At 33.1% G+C, this 17,245-nt stretch carries 15 protein-coding genes; 10 read left to right on the forward strand and 5 right to left on the reverse strand.

Annotated elements, in window-relative coordinates:
- Positions 1-30 precede the first annotated feature (30 nt).
- The 3 genes from tatA to IF125_RS02110 all read left to right on the forward strand — a co-directional run bounded on the left by tatA (position 31) and on the right by IF125_RS02110 (position 3,234).
- Positions 31-210 carry a twin-arginine translocase TatA/TatE family subunit gene (gene tatA / locus IF125_RS02100; protein WP_171623567.1) on the forward strand — a complete coding sequence of 60 codons (180 nt, stop codon included), beginning with the start codon at positions 31-33 and terminating at the stop codon, positions 208-210.
- Between the two features lie 83 nt (positions 211-293).
- Positions 294-905, forward strand: coding sequence for a DUF4254 domain-containing protein (locus tag IF125_RS02105; protein WP_171623566.1), 612 nt, complete (start codon positions 294-296; stop codon positions 903-905).
- A gap of 127 nt (positions 906-1,032) precedes the next feature.
- A complete protein-coding gene (locus tag IF125_RS02110; protein ID WP_225541351.1) occupies positions 1,033-3,234 on the forward strand; it encodes a M1 family metallopeptidase in 2,202 nt (733 codons plus the stop codon).
- A 69-nt stretch (positions 3,235-3,303) separates the two neighbouring features.
- On the opposite strand, the gene IF125_RS02115 is transcribed toward IF125_RS02110, so the two are convergent.
- Positions 3,304-5,445 (reverse strand): S9 family peptidase, encoded by a 2,142-nt coding sequence (locus IF125_RS02115; RefSeq protein WP_225541352.1) that lies wholly within the window; start codon positions 5,443-5,445, stop codon positions 3,304-3,306.
- Positions 5,446-5,453: 8 nt separating this feature from the next.
- Positions 5,454-5,801, reverse strand: a complete 348-nt coding sequence (locus tag IF125_RS02120; protein WP_171623934.1) for an arsenate reductase family protein — start codon at positions 5,799-5,801, stop codon at positions 5,454-5,456.
- Positions 5,802-5,910: 109 nt separating this feature from the next.
- Here IF125_RS02120 and rluF point away from each other — a divergent pair, with 109 nt between their 5' ends.
- From rluF to IF125_RS02135, 3 genes are all read left to right on the forward strand, one after another.
- Entirely contained in the window at positions 5,911-6,825 is a 915-nt protein-coding gene (rluF, locus tag IF125_RS02125; RefSeq protein ID WP_225541353.1) for a 23S rRNA pseudouridine(2604) synthase RluF, read from the forward strand.
- 113 nt (positions 6,826-6,938) lie between these two features.
- Positions 6,939-9,383: an alpha/beta hydrolase family protein gene (locus IF125_RS02130; protein ID WP_225541354.1), complete on the forward strand. Its 2,445-nt coding sequence runs from the start codon at positions 6,939-6,941 to the stop codon at positions 9,381-9,383.
- 334 nt (positions 9,384-9,717) lie between these two features.
- A complete protein-coding gene (locus IF125_RS02135; RefSeq protein ID WP_225541355.1) occupies positions 9,718-9,960 on the forward strand; it encodes a hypothetical protein in 243 nt (80 codons plus the stop codon).
- A 117-nt stretch (positions 9,961-10,077) separates the two neighbouring features.
- On the opposite strand, the gene IF125_RS02140 is transcribed toward IF125_RS02135, so the two are convergent.
- Entirely contained in the window at positions 10,078-10,920 is an 843-nt protein-coding gene (locus tag IF125_RS02140) for a siderophore-interacting protein (RefSeq protein WP_188319394.1), read from the reverse strand.
- Positions 10,921-11,087: 167 nt separating this feature from the next.
- Here IF125_RS02140 and IF125_RS02145 point away from each other — a divergent pair, with 167 nt between their 5' ends.
- Positions 11,088-11,837 (forward strand): tyrosine-protein phosphatase, encoded by a 750-nt coding sequence (locus IF125_RS02145; RefSeq protein WP_225541356.1) that lies wholly within the window; start codon positions 11,088-11,090, stop codon positions 11,835-11,837.
- Positions 11,838-11,871: 34 nt separating this feature from the next.
- Here IF125_RS02145 and IF125_RS02150 read toward each other — a convergent pair whose 3' ends face one another.
- Positions 11,872-13,824, reverse strand: coding sequence for a heavy metal translocating P-type ATPase (locus IF125_RS02150; protein ID WP_225541357.1), 1,953 nt, complete (start codon positions 13,822-13,824; stop codon positions 11,872-11,874).
- A 57-nt stretch (positions 13,825-13,881) separates the two neighbouring features.
- Complete coding sequence (locus IF125_RS02155) at positions 13,882-14,298, reverse strand: Fur family transcriptional regulator (protein ID WP_225541358.1); 417 nt, start codon at positions 14,296-14,298, stop codon at positions 13,882-13,884.
- Positions 14,299-14,422: 124 nt separating this feature from the next.
- Between IF125_RS02155 and IF125_RS02160 the strand changes: the two genes are divergently transcribed.
- The 3 genes from IF125_RS02160 to IF125_RS02170 are packed head-to-tail and all read left to right on the forward strand — an operon-like array spanning position 14,423 to position 17,232.
- Complete coding sequence (locus IF125_RS02160; RefSeq protein ID WP_225541359.1) at positions 14,423-15,415, forward strand: isoaspartyl peptidase/L-asparaginase family protein; 993 nt, start codon at positions 14,423-14,425, stop codon at positions 15,413-15,415.
- A complete protein-coding gene (locus IF125_RS02165) occupies positions 15,412-16,089 on the forward strand; it encodes a copper homeostasis protein CutC (RefSeq protein WP_225541360.1) in 678 nt (225 codons plus the stop codon). Before IF125_RS02160 ends, IF125_RS02165 begins: the two co-directional genes overlap by 4 nt.
- An 18-nt stretch (positions 16,090-16,107) precedes the next feature.
- A complete protein-coding gene (locus IF125_RS02170) occupies positions 16,108-17,232 on the forward strand; it encodes a DNA polymerase III subunit (protein WP_225541361.1) in 1,125 nt (374 codons plus the stop codon).
- The last annotated feature ends 13 nt before the right edge of the window (positions 17,233-17,245 follow it).

Raw genomic sequence — 17,245 nt, forward strand, 5'->3', positions numbered from 1 at the left:
ATTATATATTTGCATTAAAATCAATTCAATATGGGAATGTTAGGAGGTAAAGAGTGGATAGTAATTCTATTGTTTGTATTACTATTATTCGGGGGTAAAAAAATTCCTGAATTAATGCGCGGTTTAGGTTCTGGATTAAATGAATTTAAAAAAGCAACTCGCGAAGATAACAAGCCAGAAGACACAACTTCTGAAAAGAAAGAAAATTAAATTATCTTTTTAATTAAATAAAAAGGCATTGTAGTTGAACAATTTTGATTACAATGCTTTTATTTTATAAACACATACAAAACATGAAATTTACAGATAAAGCTTGGTCAATTTTTAATCAAAGTATTAATGATTATCACCAATACGATGATGTAAATCGTCAAATCGAGAATCCATATAGCGAGGAAGATTTAATCGCTCACTTATTGTACAAAAAGAATTGGATTGATACCGTTCAGTGGCATTTAGAAGACATTATTCGTAACCCTGAAATTGATCCAGTTGAAGCATTAAGCTTAAAACGTTGGATTGATAAATCAAACCAAGAGCGTACGGATATGGTAGAATATGTGGATAGCTGGTTTTTACAACAATACGCAGATGTAGATGTAAAAGCAGATGCTACATACAACACAGAGTCTCCTGCTTGGGCAGTCGATCGTTTCTCGATTTTATCGCTAAAAGTGTATCACATGAAGCAAGAAGCAGAACGTGAAGATGCTACAGCTGAACACAGAGCTGCTTGTCAAGCTAAATTGGATGTTTTGAACCAACAACATCATGATTTATCAACTGCGATAGAAGAATTATTGGCTGATTTTGCTGCTGGAAAAAAATACATGAAAGTGTACAAACAAATGAAAATGTATAATGACGAGGACTTGAATCCTGTTCTTTATGCAAATAAAAAATAGATTTCACTTTTAGCTGAAATACAAAAACTCATCTTTTTTTTTAAGATGAGTTTTTTTTTTACCCAAAACTTATTCGGTGAATCTAAAAAATAAAAAGTATTTTTATAGTTACTGTAAAATTAAACACATGAGAAAAAATTATTTTAAACCTTTTATTTTAGGTTTGAGTTTCTTTTCAGTTTCAGTTTTTGGTCAACAAGAGAAACCAAAATACGATTACCAAGAAGCTTTCAAACCTTTTTTTTATCAAAATAACGCAACAGAAACTCGTTCGGCAAGTGGAAAACCAGGTCATAATTATTGGCAAAATCGCGCGGATTATAACTTGAATGTAAGTTTGAACGAAGAAAAAAATGAAATATCTGGAACTTCGGAGATTACGTATACCAATAATAGTTTTGATGATTTAGATTTTTTGTGGTTACAATTGGATCAAAATTTATTCAAAACAGACTCTCGTGGAAGTGCATTATTACCAATGTCTGGTAGCCGATACGGTGATGCTACTTCTCAGTTTGAAGGTGGTTATAAAATCAAATCTGTACAAATAGACGGAAAGGAAGCAAACTATACCATTTCTGATACACGCATGCAAATCGACTTGGTGAATCACTTGAAAGCAAGAGGTGGTAAAACCAAAATAAAAGTAGAGTATTCGTTTGTTTCACCAGATTATGGTGCAGATCGAATGGGTGTTGAATCAACTAAAAATGGTAAAATTTTTACAATGGCTCAATGGTTTCCTCGCATGGCTGTTTACGACGATATCATGGGATGGAACACATTACCCTATTTAGGGCCTGGAGAATTCTATTTGGAATATGGAGATGTAACTGCAAATATTACAGTGCCTTCTACGCATTATGTGGTTGGTTCGGGAGAATTATTGAATGAAAACGAAGTTTATTCGAAAGAAGAAGTGAATCGTTGGAACAAAGCAAAAGCGAGTGATAAAACCGTTATTATTCGTTCTGCTGATGAGGTAAACAAATCGACAAAAGTTGCAAAAGGAACAAAAACGTGGAAATTTAAAATTCAAAATACGCGCGATTTTGCTTGGGCTTCATCATCTTCGTTCATCTTAGATGCAGCAAAAATTAATCTTCCAAGTGGTCAAAAATCGTTGGCAATTTCGGCTTATCCTGTAGAAAGTGATGGCGAAGCAGCTTGGGGAAGATCAACAGAATATACAAAAGCATCCATTGAGCATTATTCGAAACAATGGTCAGAATATCCTTATCCAGCGGCTACAAATGTTGCGGGAAATGAGGGCGGAATGGAATATCCGGGAATTGTATTTTGCCACATGAACTCGAAAGGAGAAAGCCTTTGGGGTGTTACAGATCACGAATTTGGACACATTTGGTTTCCAATGATTGTAGGTTCTAATGAACGCGTTCATGGTTGGATGGACGAAGGTTTCAATACGTTTATTAATGATATTTCAACAAAAAATTTTAACAACGGAGAGTACTATAAAAAACAATCGTTGCAACGAATGGGAGGGTTTTTATTTGGCGAAAACTTAGAACCTGTTACCACACAACCAGATAATATGCGCGAACGTAATATTGGAACGTTGTTGTATTACAAACCTGGAATTGGAATGAGAATTTTGCGTGAAACGATTTTAGGAGAAGAAAGATTTGATAAAGCTTTGCGTCAATACATTAAATATTGGGCGTTTAAACATCCAACGCCAGAAGATTTTTTCCGTACGATGGAAAATGTTTCGGGAGAAGAATTATCGTGGTTTTGGAGAGGTTGGTTCTTGAATAAATGGACAATTGATCAAGGAATTAACAGTGCAAAATATGTAGATGGGGATTATAAAAAAGGCTTGATTTTAAAAGTCGAAAACTTTGGTCAATTACCAATGCCAACAACTATTCAAGTCAATTTTAAAGATGGAACTTCGCAAGAAGTAAAACTACCAATCGAAGTTTGGAAACGTAATACAGAATGGACATTCAAAGTGCCTTCTACAAAAGAAGTGACAACTGTACAACTTGATCCAAAAGGTGCCTTACCTGATACAGATCTTAAGAATAACACATTCAATATGGCTGATGCAAAACCTATTGAAAAGATTAATCCAAAGGATTATGAAGGAACATATACGAATAAGGAAATAGACGCATCTTTTTTATTGATTTCGGAAAATAATAAGTTGAGTTTAACATTTGTTGGTCAAAATATTCCGTTAGAATATACAGGAAATAATACATTTATCAACGAACAAGCTGGACTTGAATTGATTTTTGCAAAAGATAAAAAGTCATTCACATTTGAAGAAGGTGGGCAAAAATTTGAGTTTACGAAGAAGTAAAATTGTTTAAGTGACAAAAAATAATAAAACTAAAAACCACTTCGCAAGAAGTGGTTTTTAGTTTTGAAATTATTCTTTAGACATTGTACTTTCTGGTTTTAAGTACAAATCGAAGTAATCTGTAATTTTTTGCATTAAATGTACACGATCTTTACCACGAACATTATGCTCATGTCCAGGATAAACAAAGTAATCCATTTGCACACCATTTTTCACTGCTTCGCGAATAAAATCTATCGAATGTTGCCAAACAACCACATTATCTTGCGCTCCGTGAATCATCAATAATTTACCTTTCAAATCTTTTGTACGATTAATTAAATTTGATGTTTTGTAACCTTCAGGGTTATCTTGTGGCGATTCCATGTAACGTTCTGTGTACATAATTTCGTATTGTGTCCAATCTAAGACAGGTCCACCAGCAACGCCAACTTTGAAAACGTCAGGTTTACGTAACATAAAGGATGTTGTCATAAATCCACCATAAGACCACCCATGAATTCCCATACGATCTGCATCTACGAAAGGCAATGTTTTTAAGAAATCTACACCTTTCATTTGGTCATTTATTTCAGTTGTTCCTACATTTCCGTGAATGGCTTGCTCAAATTTTAACCCTCTATTTGCCGATCCACGTCCGTCCATTGTAAACACAACGTAGCCTTTTTCTGCTAAATGATCGTACCAAAGATTTCCTGTCGCAGGAAAACGATTGGTGATTAATTGTGCGTGAGGACCATTGTATAAATATACGATAACTGGATATTTCTTCGATTGATCAAAGTTGGTTGGGTAAATTAATTTTCCATACAAATCTGTTCCATCATCTGCTTTTAACGTTACATTTTCAACTTTTGCCGTATTGTAATTTGCTAAAGGATTTTGAGCAGTTAAGATATTTTGTTTGAATTTTCCGTTTGCATCCAACACATCAATTTTGCGAGGCGTGTTATCATTACTCCAATTATCAATTGCATATTCTCCGTTCGTTGAAACTGAAACATTATGTGTTCCTGCATCTGTAGTGATTTTACGTAATTTGCCATTCTCCCAATTTACCGCATATAACTGACGTTCTTTTGGAGAATCTTTTGTCGTCATGACTAACAACTCTTTTTTCTTTGCATTTTCACCAACAAGATCTGTTACAATCCAATCGCCCTTTGTAATTTGGTTCAATAATTTTCCATCTGTATTGAAACGGTATAAATGCATAAAACCATCACGTTGCGACCACCAAATAAATTCGTTTGATTTTCCTGGAATAAAATGCAATTCATTTTGAGGTTCTACATATTTTGCATCATCTTCCTTGAATAATGTTTTAATCAATTTCCCTGAAATAGCATCATATTGATTCAATTCCATGTGTTTTTGATTACGAGAAAGTAAAGCAATATAAATATGTTTTTCGTCTGGTGACCAAGTAACAGAAGTTAAATAATGGTCAACTTCTGGTTGAGTTTCTAAGAAAATCGTTTTTTGAGTTGATGGATTATAAACTCCTAATCTAACGGTGTGATTTTTTGTTCCAGCAAACGGATATTTGATGTTTTTGTTTACTGCAGGTTGTACCGACCAATCGATTATTGGATAATCAGTTACCACCGTTTGATCCATTCTATAAAATGCAATTAAATTCCCTTTTGGAGAGATGAAAATTCCTTTGTGAATCCCGAATTCATTTTGATGAACCGATTTCCCATTCACAATTTCATATTTCCCATCATTCGTTACTTGATGTGTTTTTCCAGCTTTATCTACAAAAAATAAATTGTTATCAATCACATACCCAACTTGATTATTTGTTGCGTCAAATTCTACATTTTCTGCATTATCTGGTAATTTCAACCAATCAGCTTGCTGACCAGAAGTTGTTATTGTTTTGTAACCTGTTTTTGTAGAAAAATATGCTTGCTTATCATTGATCCAATTTAGAGCAGGAATTCGTTTATTTTCAAATTGAGAACTTCTAAAAATGGTATCTGTTTTTAACGAAGGGACTTCTTTTCTGATTAAAGCTTCTCCGTAAGCCGTTTTTACATTTTGTGTGTACGCATTTTGATTCGGAATCCATTGTACTTGATTTAGATTTTCGATACGTAAGTTGGTCGATAATCCAAGTACAGCATCTTCCATTGATATGTTTTTTTTCTGTGCAAGTAAACTCGCGCTTAGAAAAAGTGTACTTAATAAAATTGTTTTTTTCATGTGTGAATCTATTCTAGATATTGCCCAAGGGCTTCTAAGTTTTTCTTTTCGTTTCCAACAAAAATTTTGTCTCCGTCAACCACGACAGGTCTTTTTAGGAAAGTATAATCTGTCAAAATATAATTTTTGATTTCATCTTCAGTTAAGACTTTATCCTTCAGTCCTAATTTTTTATAATTCTGTGCACGACGAGAAAAAAGAGCTTCATAACTTCCTGCTAAATCTTTCATTTCAGCTAATTCTTCTTCAGTTATTGCAGTTGATTTTATTTCATGCAAATCAAAACCTGTAAAATCTAATTCTTTCATGATTCGTTTACATGTATCACATGTTTTCAAAAAAAATACTTTTTTCATAGTCAAAATTTCTTTGGAATTGTAAATATAAATAAGTTTCGGCTTATGTCAATCATAAAGTGTTTATGCAAAAGTGTTTTCAAATTGATAAAAAACTATCTTTGCAAATATGGAGGAGTCTAATTATTTTCGATTAAATAAATACATTAGTGACAGCGGTTTTTGTTCGCGCCGCGAAGCAGACGATTACATAGAAAATCGTTTGGTACAAATTAATGGACGAATTGCTAAAATTGGGCAATTTGTAAGACTTGGCGATCATGTTACTGTAAAAGGAATAGAGATTGAGCCGAAAGAAAAAGAACATGCAGTTTATATTTTGTTGAACAAACCTGTGGGCGTTACGTGTACGACAGATCCAACAGATCCAGATAATATTGTCGACTTTTTATCTTTTGGTGAACGTATTTTTCCAATTGGTCGTTTAGATAAAGATTCACAAGGATTAATCCTATTAACAAGTGATGGAGATATAGTGAATAAGATTTTACGTGCTGGAAATAATCACGAAAAAGAATATATTGTTACTGTTGATAGAGCGATTACAGATGAGTTTTGCGAAAGAATGTCAAAAGGAGTTCCAATTCTTAATCAGGTTACAAAAAAGTGTAAGATAGAAAAGATAAGTACCAATGTTTTTAAAATTACATTAGTGCAAGGACTTAATCGTCAGATTCGTCGTATGTGCGAGTATTTTGGGTATTCGGTGAAAAAGTTAGAACGTGTTCGAATTATGAACTTAACGTTGAATGTTCCGCTTGGTCAATACCGAGATTTAACATCAGAAGAATTAGCAGAATTAAATCGATTAACAGCCGACTCTGAAAAACATGCTGAAAAAACTCAACAGCAAAAGTCAAAGAAATCATCTGCGAAGAAAACCAAAGAAATTTCACCAAATTTTAAAGATTCGAAAGGAAAATCAATAAAAAAACCAGCAAAAAAACCAACAACGCAAGCAAGAGTTGGAAAAAGTAAACCGCCAACGAATACCAAAGGAGGAAAATTTGGAAAAAGAAGATAAATACTAAAGACGATTCATCATAAGGTGAGTTGTCTTTTTTTATAGATAATTAATTTCTTTACTTAAGATTTACAAAGTTTCAATATCTTTATGATGTAAAATCTTAAAAACACATGAAGAAAATTGTTTATTCATTATTGTTTTTAGCGATGACAATAGGAACATCGGTAAAAGCACAAGAAAATGTTACGTTTCAATTACCGCCTCAAGAAATCTTGCAATTAGCGGAGGCAGATATGCCACCATCAATTTCTACGGATCGTAAAGCAGAGAATGCTTTTTTATCGTACAGAAGTCGTTACAAAACGATTAATGAATTGTCAGAAATAGAATTACGTTTAGCAGGGGTGCGAATTAATCCTGTAACGAATATTAATTCGCGTGAAACATTTAGTGAGAAAATCACTTTTTTTGATTTGAAAACTTCAAAAGAAAAATCGATAGCTGGTTTACCTGCAAAAGGACGTTTTTCGAATCAATCTTGGAACAAATCTCAATCTAAATTTGCGGTTACAAATACTACAGATAAAGGAGTAGAATTGTGGGTGATTGATGTTAAAAATCAATCGGCAACAAAAGTTTACGAAGATAAATTGAATGCAAACTTAGGTCGTCCTTTTAGTTGGGTTTCTGATAGTGAGCTGATTGTTAATGTAATTCCAGCTTCTAAAAAAACATTAATTGATACAAAAGATGCAATCGCAACAGGACCAACAGTTTCTGTAGCTGACGGAAAAGAAGCTCAAAATAGAACTTACCAAGATTTGTTGAAAAATAAAACAGATGAGTTTAATTTCGAGCAATTAGCTATTTCCGAATTAGTGAAAGTAAACATCGAAACGGGAGCAAAATCAAAATGGAAAGATGCAGCGATGTATACAAATATTTCTACATCTCCAGACGGACAGTATGTTTTGGTAAATGAAATCAAAAAACCGTTCTCTTATTTAGTAACCTACAATAGTTTTCCATCTACAGATGTTGTCTATGATATCAATGGAAAATTAGTAAAAGAAGTTGATTACAAAGAATTGCAAGAAGTAGTTCCAAAAGGATTTTCTTCTACCATTATGGGCAAAAGAGGATTATATTGGAGAGCAGACAAACCAAATACATTGTACTGGGTAGAAGCTTTAGATGGAGGTGATGCTAACAAACCTGCAGAATACCGTGATGCTCTTTATCAAGTTGCTGCGCCTTTTACTGCTAACAAAGAATTATTAGTAAAAATAAAAGATCGTTACAGAGGCGTAATTTGGGGGAATGATGAGGTCGCTTTGATTCGTGATGCATGGTACAATACTCGAAACGAAAGTTATTATACTTTTAATCCTTCTAATCCAAAGCAAGAACCAACACGTTTCTTTAGTCGAAATACACAAGATGCATACAACAATCCAGGAAGTTTTGTAACAGAAATAAATGAGTATGGTTACAATGTTCTTTCGATTAACAAAGGAAAATTGATGTTAGTTGGAGATGGAGTTTCTGCTGATGGAATCTTACCTTTTGTGGATGATTTTGACATCAAAACACAAAAAACATCACGCTTATGGAGAGCACAAAAATCAGATAAGTTAGAAGTAATCGCACGTGTAATTGATCCAAAGAAAGGAATTATATTAGAGCAAATTCAGTCTAAAACTGATTATCCTAATTTATATGTACGTAATATTTTCCAAAAAGGAGGAAAGCCAAAACAAGTAACATTTACAAAAAATCCTTTTGAGGCGATGAACCAAGTTTCGAAAGAATTAATTACATACAAACGTGCTGATGGAGTAGAATTATCAGGAACTTTATATTTACCTCCAAACTACGATAAAACGAAAAAAGAAAAGTTACCAATGTTAATGTGGGCTTATCCTCGCGAGTTTAAAGATGCAGCAACAGCTGGACAAGTCACAACTTCTGAGAATAAATTTACTTCGCCATCATACGGAGGTCCTATTTTCTGGGCGTTGAGAGGTTATGCCGTTTTAGATGATGCCGCATTCCCAATTATTGGAGAAGGAAAAGAAGAGCCAAACGATACGTTTGTTCCGCAATTGGTTGCAAATGCAAAAGCAGCAATTGATGCAGTTGATGCTTTAGGTTTTATTGATCGAGAAAAAGTTGCTGTTGGTGGACATTCTTATGGTGCATTTATGACAGCAAATTTATTATCACACTCTAATTTATTTGCAGCAGGTATTGCGCGTTCAGGAGCTTATAATCGTACATTAACACCTTTCGGATTCCAATCAGAACAACGTAATTATTGGGAGGCACCAGAGGTTTACAATACAATGTCTCCATTTATGAATGCCGAAAAAATGAAAACACCATTGTTGTTAATTCATGGTGATTCTGATAACAATACAGGAACTTTCCCTATGCAATCTGAGCGATATTTTAATGCTTTAAAAGGTTTAGGTGCAACAACTCGTTTGGTGTTATTACCAAAAGAATCGCATGGTTATGCTGCCAAAGAAAATGTTTTACATATGTTGTGGGAACAAGATCAATGGTTAGAGAAATATGTCAAGAATAAAGGAAAAACTTCTGAAAAGAAATAATTTTCAATATAGGAAAAGCGATTCAGTTTTGAATCGCTTTTTTTATTATATTTAGTTAATAATTAATCAGGAATAATGAATAAAAAAGTGTTTGTCGTTATAAACGTTCTATTTATTATAATCTACTTTATCTCACTATTTATTGATTTGAGAGCATATGAAAAATATTATTTACTTAATTCAACTACAATGGAGTATGAATTAATGAGATGCATAATAAGTATATTATTTTGCCGTTTTGCTTTCTTTCTTATGGGAAAAATGTCCTTTAGTTTTTCGACTATTATGCTTTTTGCTTCTATTTCCTTTAATTTATATTTTTAACGTATTTTTTGTGAAAGATGCTTTTGCTGATTTAGATTTTGTATTATCAAAAAATCGTAAAATTGAAAAAATAGACTCAAACATGGAAAATGGATGGAGATTAAATAAAATAATCACAGAAAAAAAAGATACATTTTATCTTTCCGAAAATCCGAATTGGAACACGTTAATTCCACTTGAAGAATTAAAAAAGATAAAAATTAAAGAAAGTATCACTAACCCTCACAAATATTATTATTACTTTAATGATTAAACGTTTACAAAATGAAAAATAAATATTTACTCTTCTTTCTAACGCTTTTTTCTCCATGTCTATTTGCACAGAATTTATGGAAGGTAGAATATGTAAAGATGAAAGTTACGAAATAACTTAGAAAACCCTAACCAATAATTCTTGTTCAATTTTATCGTGACAATCTTCTAATGCATTTTTCTCCGCTTTCCCAGCTTTCCAATGTGATGTACAATAAAATTCGTCTTTTTTCCATTCTAAATCATCTTTAAAAAAGGATTTAATTTCTTTTATAGATTTTGATTCTCCCGCCACATAAGCATAACGTTTCCCATCTTTACGTTTCGGAAAGATTTGTTTTTTTGTTAAACTATATAAAGCGGTTCCATTACCTACATGTTGATTCACTATCCATTTAAACTCCAAATTTGCTTTGGTTTCAATAGGATGAATATCTTCTTCAGATGGAACTTCAATACAAACAACTCCGTTTGTTTTTGCAGGTAATGATTCTATAATAGCAGAAATTACGGGTAAACCTGTTAAATCAGCCGCTAAGAAAATGAAATCTGTTTTTGGTGCTAATTCTTTCTTTTTCGATTTCATCGAAACTCCAATCATATCGCCTTCTCTTGCTTCATTTGCCCAACGAGATCCAGGACCATTTAACCCATGATTTGCAATATCTATCACAATCACATTGTTTTCAGCATCTATATTTCGCAATGTGTAAGTGCGAGAAACTGGTTTGAATTTTTCTGATGGTGAAATCCATTTCTTGTTCTCCTCATCATATTCAGCATAGTGAATATCTCGGATTCCAAGTGGTGGAAAAAGCAATTTACACGTTCCTCCTAAAGTTGTATCTTCAAAAAAAGAAACATCATTATTTTCTAAATGAACGCGAATAAGATGTGGTGTCACAAATTCTTTCTTTTTTAAGATGAATTTCTCTTTCGCAATTTTCACTTTATCTCCCATCAGATTATTTAGATTTATTCTAATTCTATGCGAAGGTAAAATAAATTTAGATTGAATAAAAATAATAAAATGTTAAAGTAAAAACTTATCGTTTTTTTAATACGTTAAACTAAATAAATACCCGTAACTTTTAACTATTGAAAAATAACCTAAAAAACGAACAGAAAATGGAGAATACTTTATGCGAAATCTCGCTAAGTGAAAGAACTCTTCCACTTGAAGGCGGATTTAATTGTAGAGATTTAGGTGGAATAGTTAACACACAAAATGAAATTTTAAGAAAAGGATTGTTAATTCGATCAGATGATTTGGCTAATTTGACGGATGACGATTTAGAAGTTTTGAATGATTTCCCAATCCGAACAATTATAGATTTACGCACAACTTACGAACGCTTAAAAAATCAAGATCATATTCCGAACAGTTGTAATCACGAAGTTCATTTGGATATTTCATCTGGACATTTCGAAGAGTTAGTGCAAGAATTTAAAGCTGGTATTTCTAATCCAAAAAGTTTTATGTGTAAAATTTATGAAGATTTTGTTTTAGATAAAACCTGTCAGGAACAATACAAAAGCTTTTTTGATATCATACAACACAAAAACAGAACGCCGATTTTATTTCATTGTACAGCCGGAAAAGATCGAACAGGATTTGCAACAGCGATGATTTTATCTGCATTAAAAGTTGATTTTGATACAATCATGGATGATTATTTAGCTTCTAATGTCTATTTGGAACAAAAATATGCGCACATTTTAAAAATCGATCCGAATTATAAATACTTAATAACTGTTTTACCTGAATATTTGGAGAGTTCTTACCGAGCAATCAATCAGAATTTTGGATCAGTTGAAAATTATTTGACCGATATCTTGAACATTGATTTAGATTTGATGAAGGAATTATATATTTAACAAAAAAGCGACCATTGGTCGCTTTTTTGTTGATCTAAAATTTCATTCGCTGAATTCGTACTGCATTCAAAATTGCTAATAAAGCGACACCAACATCTGCAAAAACGGCTTCCCACATATTGGCAATTCCTTCAGCACCAAGTAATAATACAATCACTTTTACACCCATTGCTAAAATGATATTTTGAATGACAATCTTTTTCGTTTCGCGTCCTATTTTTATAGCAGTTGCTATTTTAGATGGTTGATCGGTTTGAATCACTACATCAGCCGTTTCAATTGCCGCATCACTTCCTAAACCTCCCATTGCTATACCGACATCAGAAAGAGCTAAAACAGGCGCATCATTGATTCCATCTCCTACAAAAGCGACCACTTGATTTGTATCTTTTTTCAAGGCTTCTACTTTTTCTACTTTTCCTTTTGGCAATAATCCTCCAAAAGCTTCATCAACACCAATTTCTTGTGCAACTTTTTGTGTAATTGTATCTTTATCACCACTCAACATAATCGTCTTCGTGACACCCAAAGCTTTCATTTTTTGAATCGCTTGTTGTGCATCTTCTTTTATTTTATCTGCAATTGTAATATATCCAGCATATTTGTGATCTATTGAAACGACAACAATACTCTCTACAATAGCATGTATTTCTTGTGGATATTGAATCGAAAAATGATCCAATAATTTTGTATTTCCTGCTAAAACAATTTTACCATTAACTTTTCCTTTTAGTCCTTTTCCTGAAATTTCTTCCACTTCTATTGCCTTCAAATCAGAAGGATGATTCGCTACAATGGCTTTTGCTATGGGATGTGTTGATTGTTTTTCTAACGCTGAAACCAAGCGTAAAAATTCCATTTGAGGTAGATTTGTTTCTATTTTCTGCACATCGAAAATGCCTTCAGTCATGGTTCCAGTTTTATCCATCACAACGGTATTTACTTTCGCCATTAAATCTAAAAAATTAGAACCTTTTATTAGAATTCCATTACGCGAAGCTGCTCCAATTCCACCAAAATAACCCAACGGAACCGAAATCACCAATGCACAAGGACAAGAAACAACCAAGAAAACCAAACCTCTATATAACCAATCATTGAAATCATAATTATCAACAATAAAGTAAGGAATAATCACCAAAGCTGTTGCTAAAAAGAAAACAATTGGCGTATATATTTTTGCAAATTTTCGGATAAATAATTCAGTAGGAGCTTTACGAGAAGCAGCATCCTGAACCATTTGTAAAATTTTAGCAATCGAACTATCCTCAAACTTTTTAGTTGTTTGAATTTCTATTACGTTTTCAAGATTTAACATTCCGGCCAAAACTGTTTCACCTATTTTATAAGTAGAAGGTTTACTTTCTCCCGTCAATGCCGCTGTATTAAAACTCCCTTTATCCGAAAGCATAATTCCATCTAACGGAACTTTTTCTCCAACTTTTACTTGAATCGTTTCACCAATTGCAACATCGTGCGGTTTTATGGTTTCGAAATGACCATTTCGTAAAACATGCGCTGTATCTGGACGAACATCTAATAAGGCTTTTATATTTCCTCTTGCTTTATTAACTGCTGCTTCTTGAAACATTTCACCAATGGTATAAAACAGCATTACGGCAACACCTTCGGGATATTCCCCAATGATAAAAGCGCCTAAAGTTGCAATTCCCATCAATGAAAATTCATTGAAAAAGTCTAATTTTTTAGCCAATTTAAACGCTTCACTCCAAACAGGTGCTGCTACTAAAATATAAGAAATAGCGAACCATATCAAGCGAATCGTTTGATTATCGACAAACCAAGTTGGCTTTAACACATATTGAACAAATATTCCAGCAAAGAAAATAGCTAAACTCGCTCCTAATAAAATTTTACTATTGTTGTGTTCGTGATTATGGTCATGACCTTCGTGATTATGATCGTGACCTTCGTGAGAGTGATTTTGAGGTTCGTCTGTTGAACAACAAGTCTTACAATTTGCCATAATGAATCATTTAAGACAGCAAAGTTAGCATGTGGTTGATGCAATTTGGTTGCAAAGTTAGGCTTTACACTGATCGCAAATTCCTTTCAAGATAAAAGACGATTGTTCTGCTTGAAAATTTTTGGGAAGATCAATTTCTGGTAAGTGAATATTTCGTAAACAATAGGTTTGATTACACTTGTTACAATGAAAATGAGCATGCGTAAACTCGGGTGTACATTTACAAGTAGATTCGCATAAAGCATATTTTATAGAGCCTGTTCCGTCTTCAATCGAATGTATTAACTTATTTTCTTCAAACTTTTTTAATGTTCGGTAAATGGTTACTCGATCTGCCTGATCCATTGCAATTTCCAAATCAGCCAAACTCAATGCAACTTCTGCATGCATCAATTTGTCCAAGACCAACAATCTCATTGCAGTTGGATTAATAGAACGGTTTTGTAAGGTTTTGTTTAAAATTTCTGTTTGCATTTTCTTCGATTTCGAATATAAAGTTACGAAAAAGAGGTGAATTGAAATGGTAGAAAATCAGTCGATAATTTTTAAGTAATATGATTTATATTTGTTTTAATACATTTTAGAAATCGATTAACACATGAACAATAGAAGAAATTTTATAAAGAATTTAGGTACTTTGGGACTACTTTTAGGTACATCAAAATTAGACCTAAGTGCACAAACGAAACATACAAAATCTACGAAAATTACCAAACCAATTGTACTTTCTACTTGGCGTTTCGGAATAGAAGCAAACGCTGAAGCATGGAAAGTTTTAGGTAAAAACGGAACCGCTTTAGATGCGGTGGAAAAAGGTGTGCAATTAGTAGAAGCTGATCCTAATGAGAGAAGTGTTGGATATGGTGGTCGTCCAGATCGAGATGGAAAGGTTACTTTAGATGCTTGTATTATGGATGATCAAGCAAATATTGGTTCTGTTGCAGGTTTAGAGCATATTAAACATCCCATTTCAGTCGCTCGAAAAGTAATGGAAGATACGCCTCATGTGATGTTAGTTGGGAATGGTGCTTTGCAATTTGCCTTAGAAAAAGGTTTTAAGAAAGAGAATTTATTAACCGATATTTCTGAAAAAGAATGGAAAGAATGGTTGAAAGACACCAATTATCAAATGCCTATTAACATCGAAAATCACGATACAATTGGAATGATTGCTTTAGATGCACATGGCAATCTGTCGGGAGCCTGTACAACGAGTGGAATGGCGTATAAAATGCATGGACGTGTTGGTGATTCTCCAATTATTGGTGCGGGTTTATATGTTGATAACGAAATTGGTGCAGTTACAGCAACAGGTCATGGCGAAGAAGTGATTCGTATTGCGGGAAGTCATTTGGTTGTTGAGTTGATGCGTCAAGGTTATTCGCCAGAAAACGCGTGCAAAGAAGCAGTACATCGAATTATTAAGTTAACAGAATCACGAAATAAAGATTTATCTGCAATTCAAGTTGGTTTTATCGCGATTAACAAACAAGGTGAATATGGTTCGTTTTGTATTCATTCAGGCTTTAACTTTGCCGTTCATGATCAAAGTGGAAATCGTTTGATTGACGGAAAATCTATTACAAAATGAAAAAATTAGAAATTGCTTGCTTCAATATAGCCTCCGCATTAGTCGCATCAAAATCGAATGCCGATAGAATCGAATTATGTGCAGATGCTTCTTCTGGTGGAATTACACCAACATTTGAAGACATCAAAACATTGCGAAAAGAAACAGACAAAGAAATCATGATTATGATTCGCCCTCGTGGAGGTGATTTTATTTATTCTGATAAAGAATTTGAACAAATGAAATCTGAAATTATCATGATTAAAAATTTTAGAATTGATGGTTTTGTATTCGGAATTTTAAATGAAGAAAATGAAATTGATTTTGAACGAAATCGAAAATTGATTGAACTCGCAAAACCGTTTCCTTGTACATTTCATCGAGCTTTTGATCGAACTAAAGATGCAGAAGATTCATTAGAAACGGTTATCAAATTAGGTTTTAAAACCATTCTAACTTCCGGTTTAGCACATCATGTAGAAGAAGGAAAACAGCAACTAAAAACATTGGTACAGACAGCAAAAGATCGTATTACGATTATGCCTGGTGGTGGATTACGTTCAACAAATATTGAAGAAATCGATTCATTTACACAAGCAACTTACTTTCATTCTTCTGCTATGATTGATGATTCTGGAATTGCTAATTTAGAAGAAATCAATCATTTAAAAAGTTTGATTAATTCTGAAAAATAAAAATAGTAACTTTGGCTTATGCTTTGGGAAAATGTAATTGGACAACAAGAGATTAAAAACAAACTTCAACAATCTATAAAAGATGGTCGTATTAGCCATGCACAGCTTTTTTCTGGTCCAGAAGGTTCAGGAACTTTGGCTTTAGCACTTGCTTATGCAAGAGAAGTTTTGTGTGGATTGAATAACGAACAATGTAATCTTAAAGTTGATAAATTACAACATCCCGATTTACATTTTTCTTTTCCTTATTCGGCAACAGAAAATGTCAAAAAGCCTCTTGCAAAGTATTTATTAAACGAATGGAGAAGCTTTGTTGAAGAAAATGTTTATGGTAATTTAACCGATTGGATGTCTCACCTTGGTATAGAAAAAAAACAAGGTGTTATTCCTGTTGATGAAGCAGACGAAATTGTAAAAACACTTGCTTTAAATAGTTACGAAGGCGGATATAAGATAATGATTATTTGGCAATCAGAGGAAATGACAACTGCAGCAGCGAATAAATTGTTAAAAATTATAGAAGAGCCACCTCTCAAAACACTTTTTTTACTGGTAACAGAACATGAAGATTTAATCTTGCAAACGATAACTTCCCGTTGTCAATTGGTGAAAATTCCTCGCTTATCTCAAGCTGATATTCAGAATTATTTAATTGAGAAGAAGAACATTACTACAGAAAAAGCGCAACATATCGCCTTTTTATCACAGGGAAATTTACGCGAAGCATTGCATCAGTTGAATGATGACGAACATTTATTTGATAAATATTTTGTCACTTGGGTTCGAAAAGCATTTATGGCAGCAAAAACACCAACTGTTTTGAAGGACTTGATTGATTGGTCAAATCAAATTGCAAGTTGGTCGCGCAGTGAACAAAAAGATTTTTTAAATTATTGCTCCGAAATTTTTCGTCAAGCCTTATTAAAAAACTATCAATCTGAGGAATTAGTTTTTTTACAAATAAATACTGAAGGTTTTAAATGGCAAGGTTTTGCACCGTTTATTCATGGAGCAAACATCGAAGATATTTTAAAAGAAATCACTGAGGCTTCGTATCACATCGAACGAAATGGAAATTCTAAAATTATATTATTGGATCTTTCAATCAAGTTAACTCGTTATCTACATCGTAAAACGACATAAAAAAACCACTCAT

It is taken from the genome of Empedobacter stercoris, from assembly GCF_020281205.1.
GTDB lineage: Bacteria > Bacteroidota > Bacteroidia > Flavobacteriales > Weeksellaceae > Empedobacter > Empedobacter stercoris.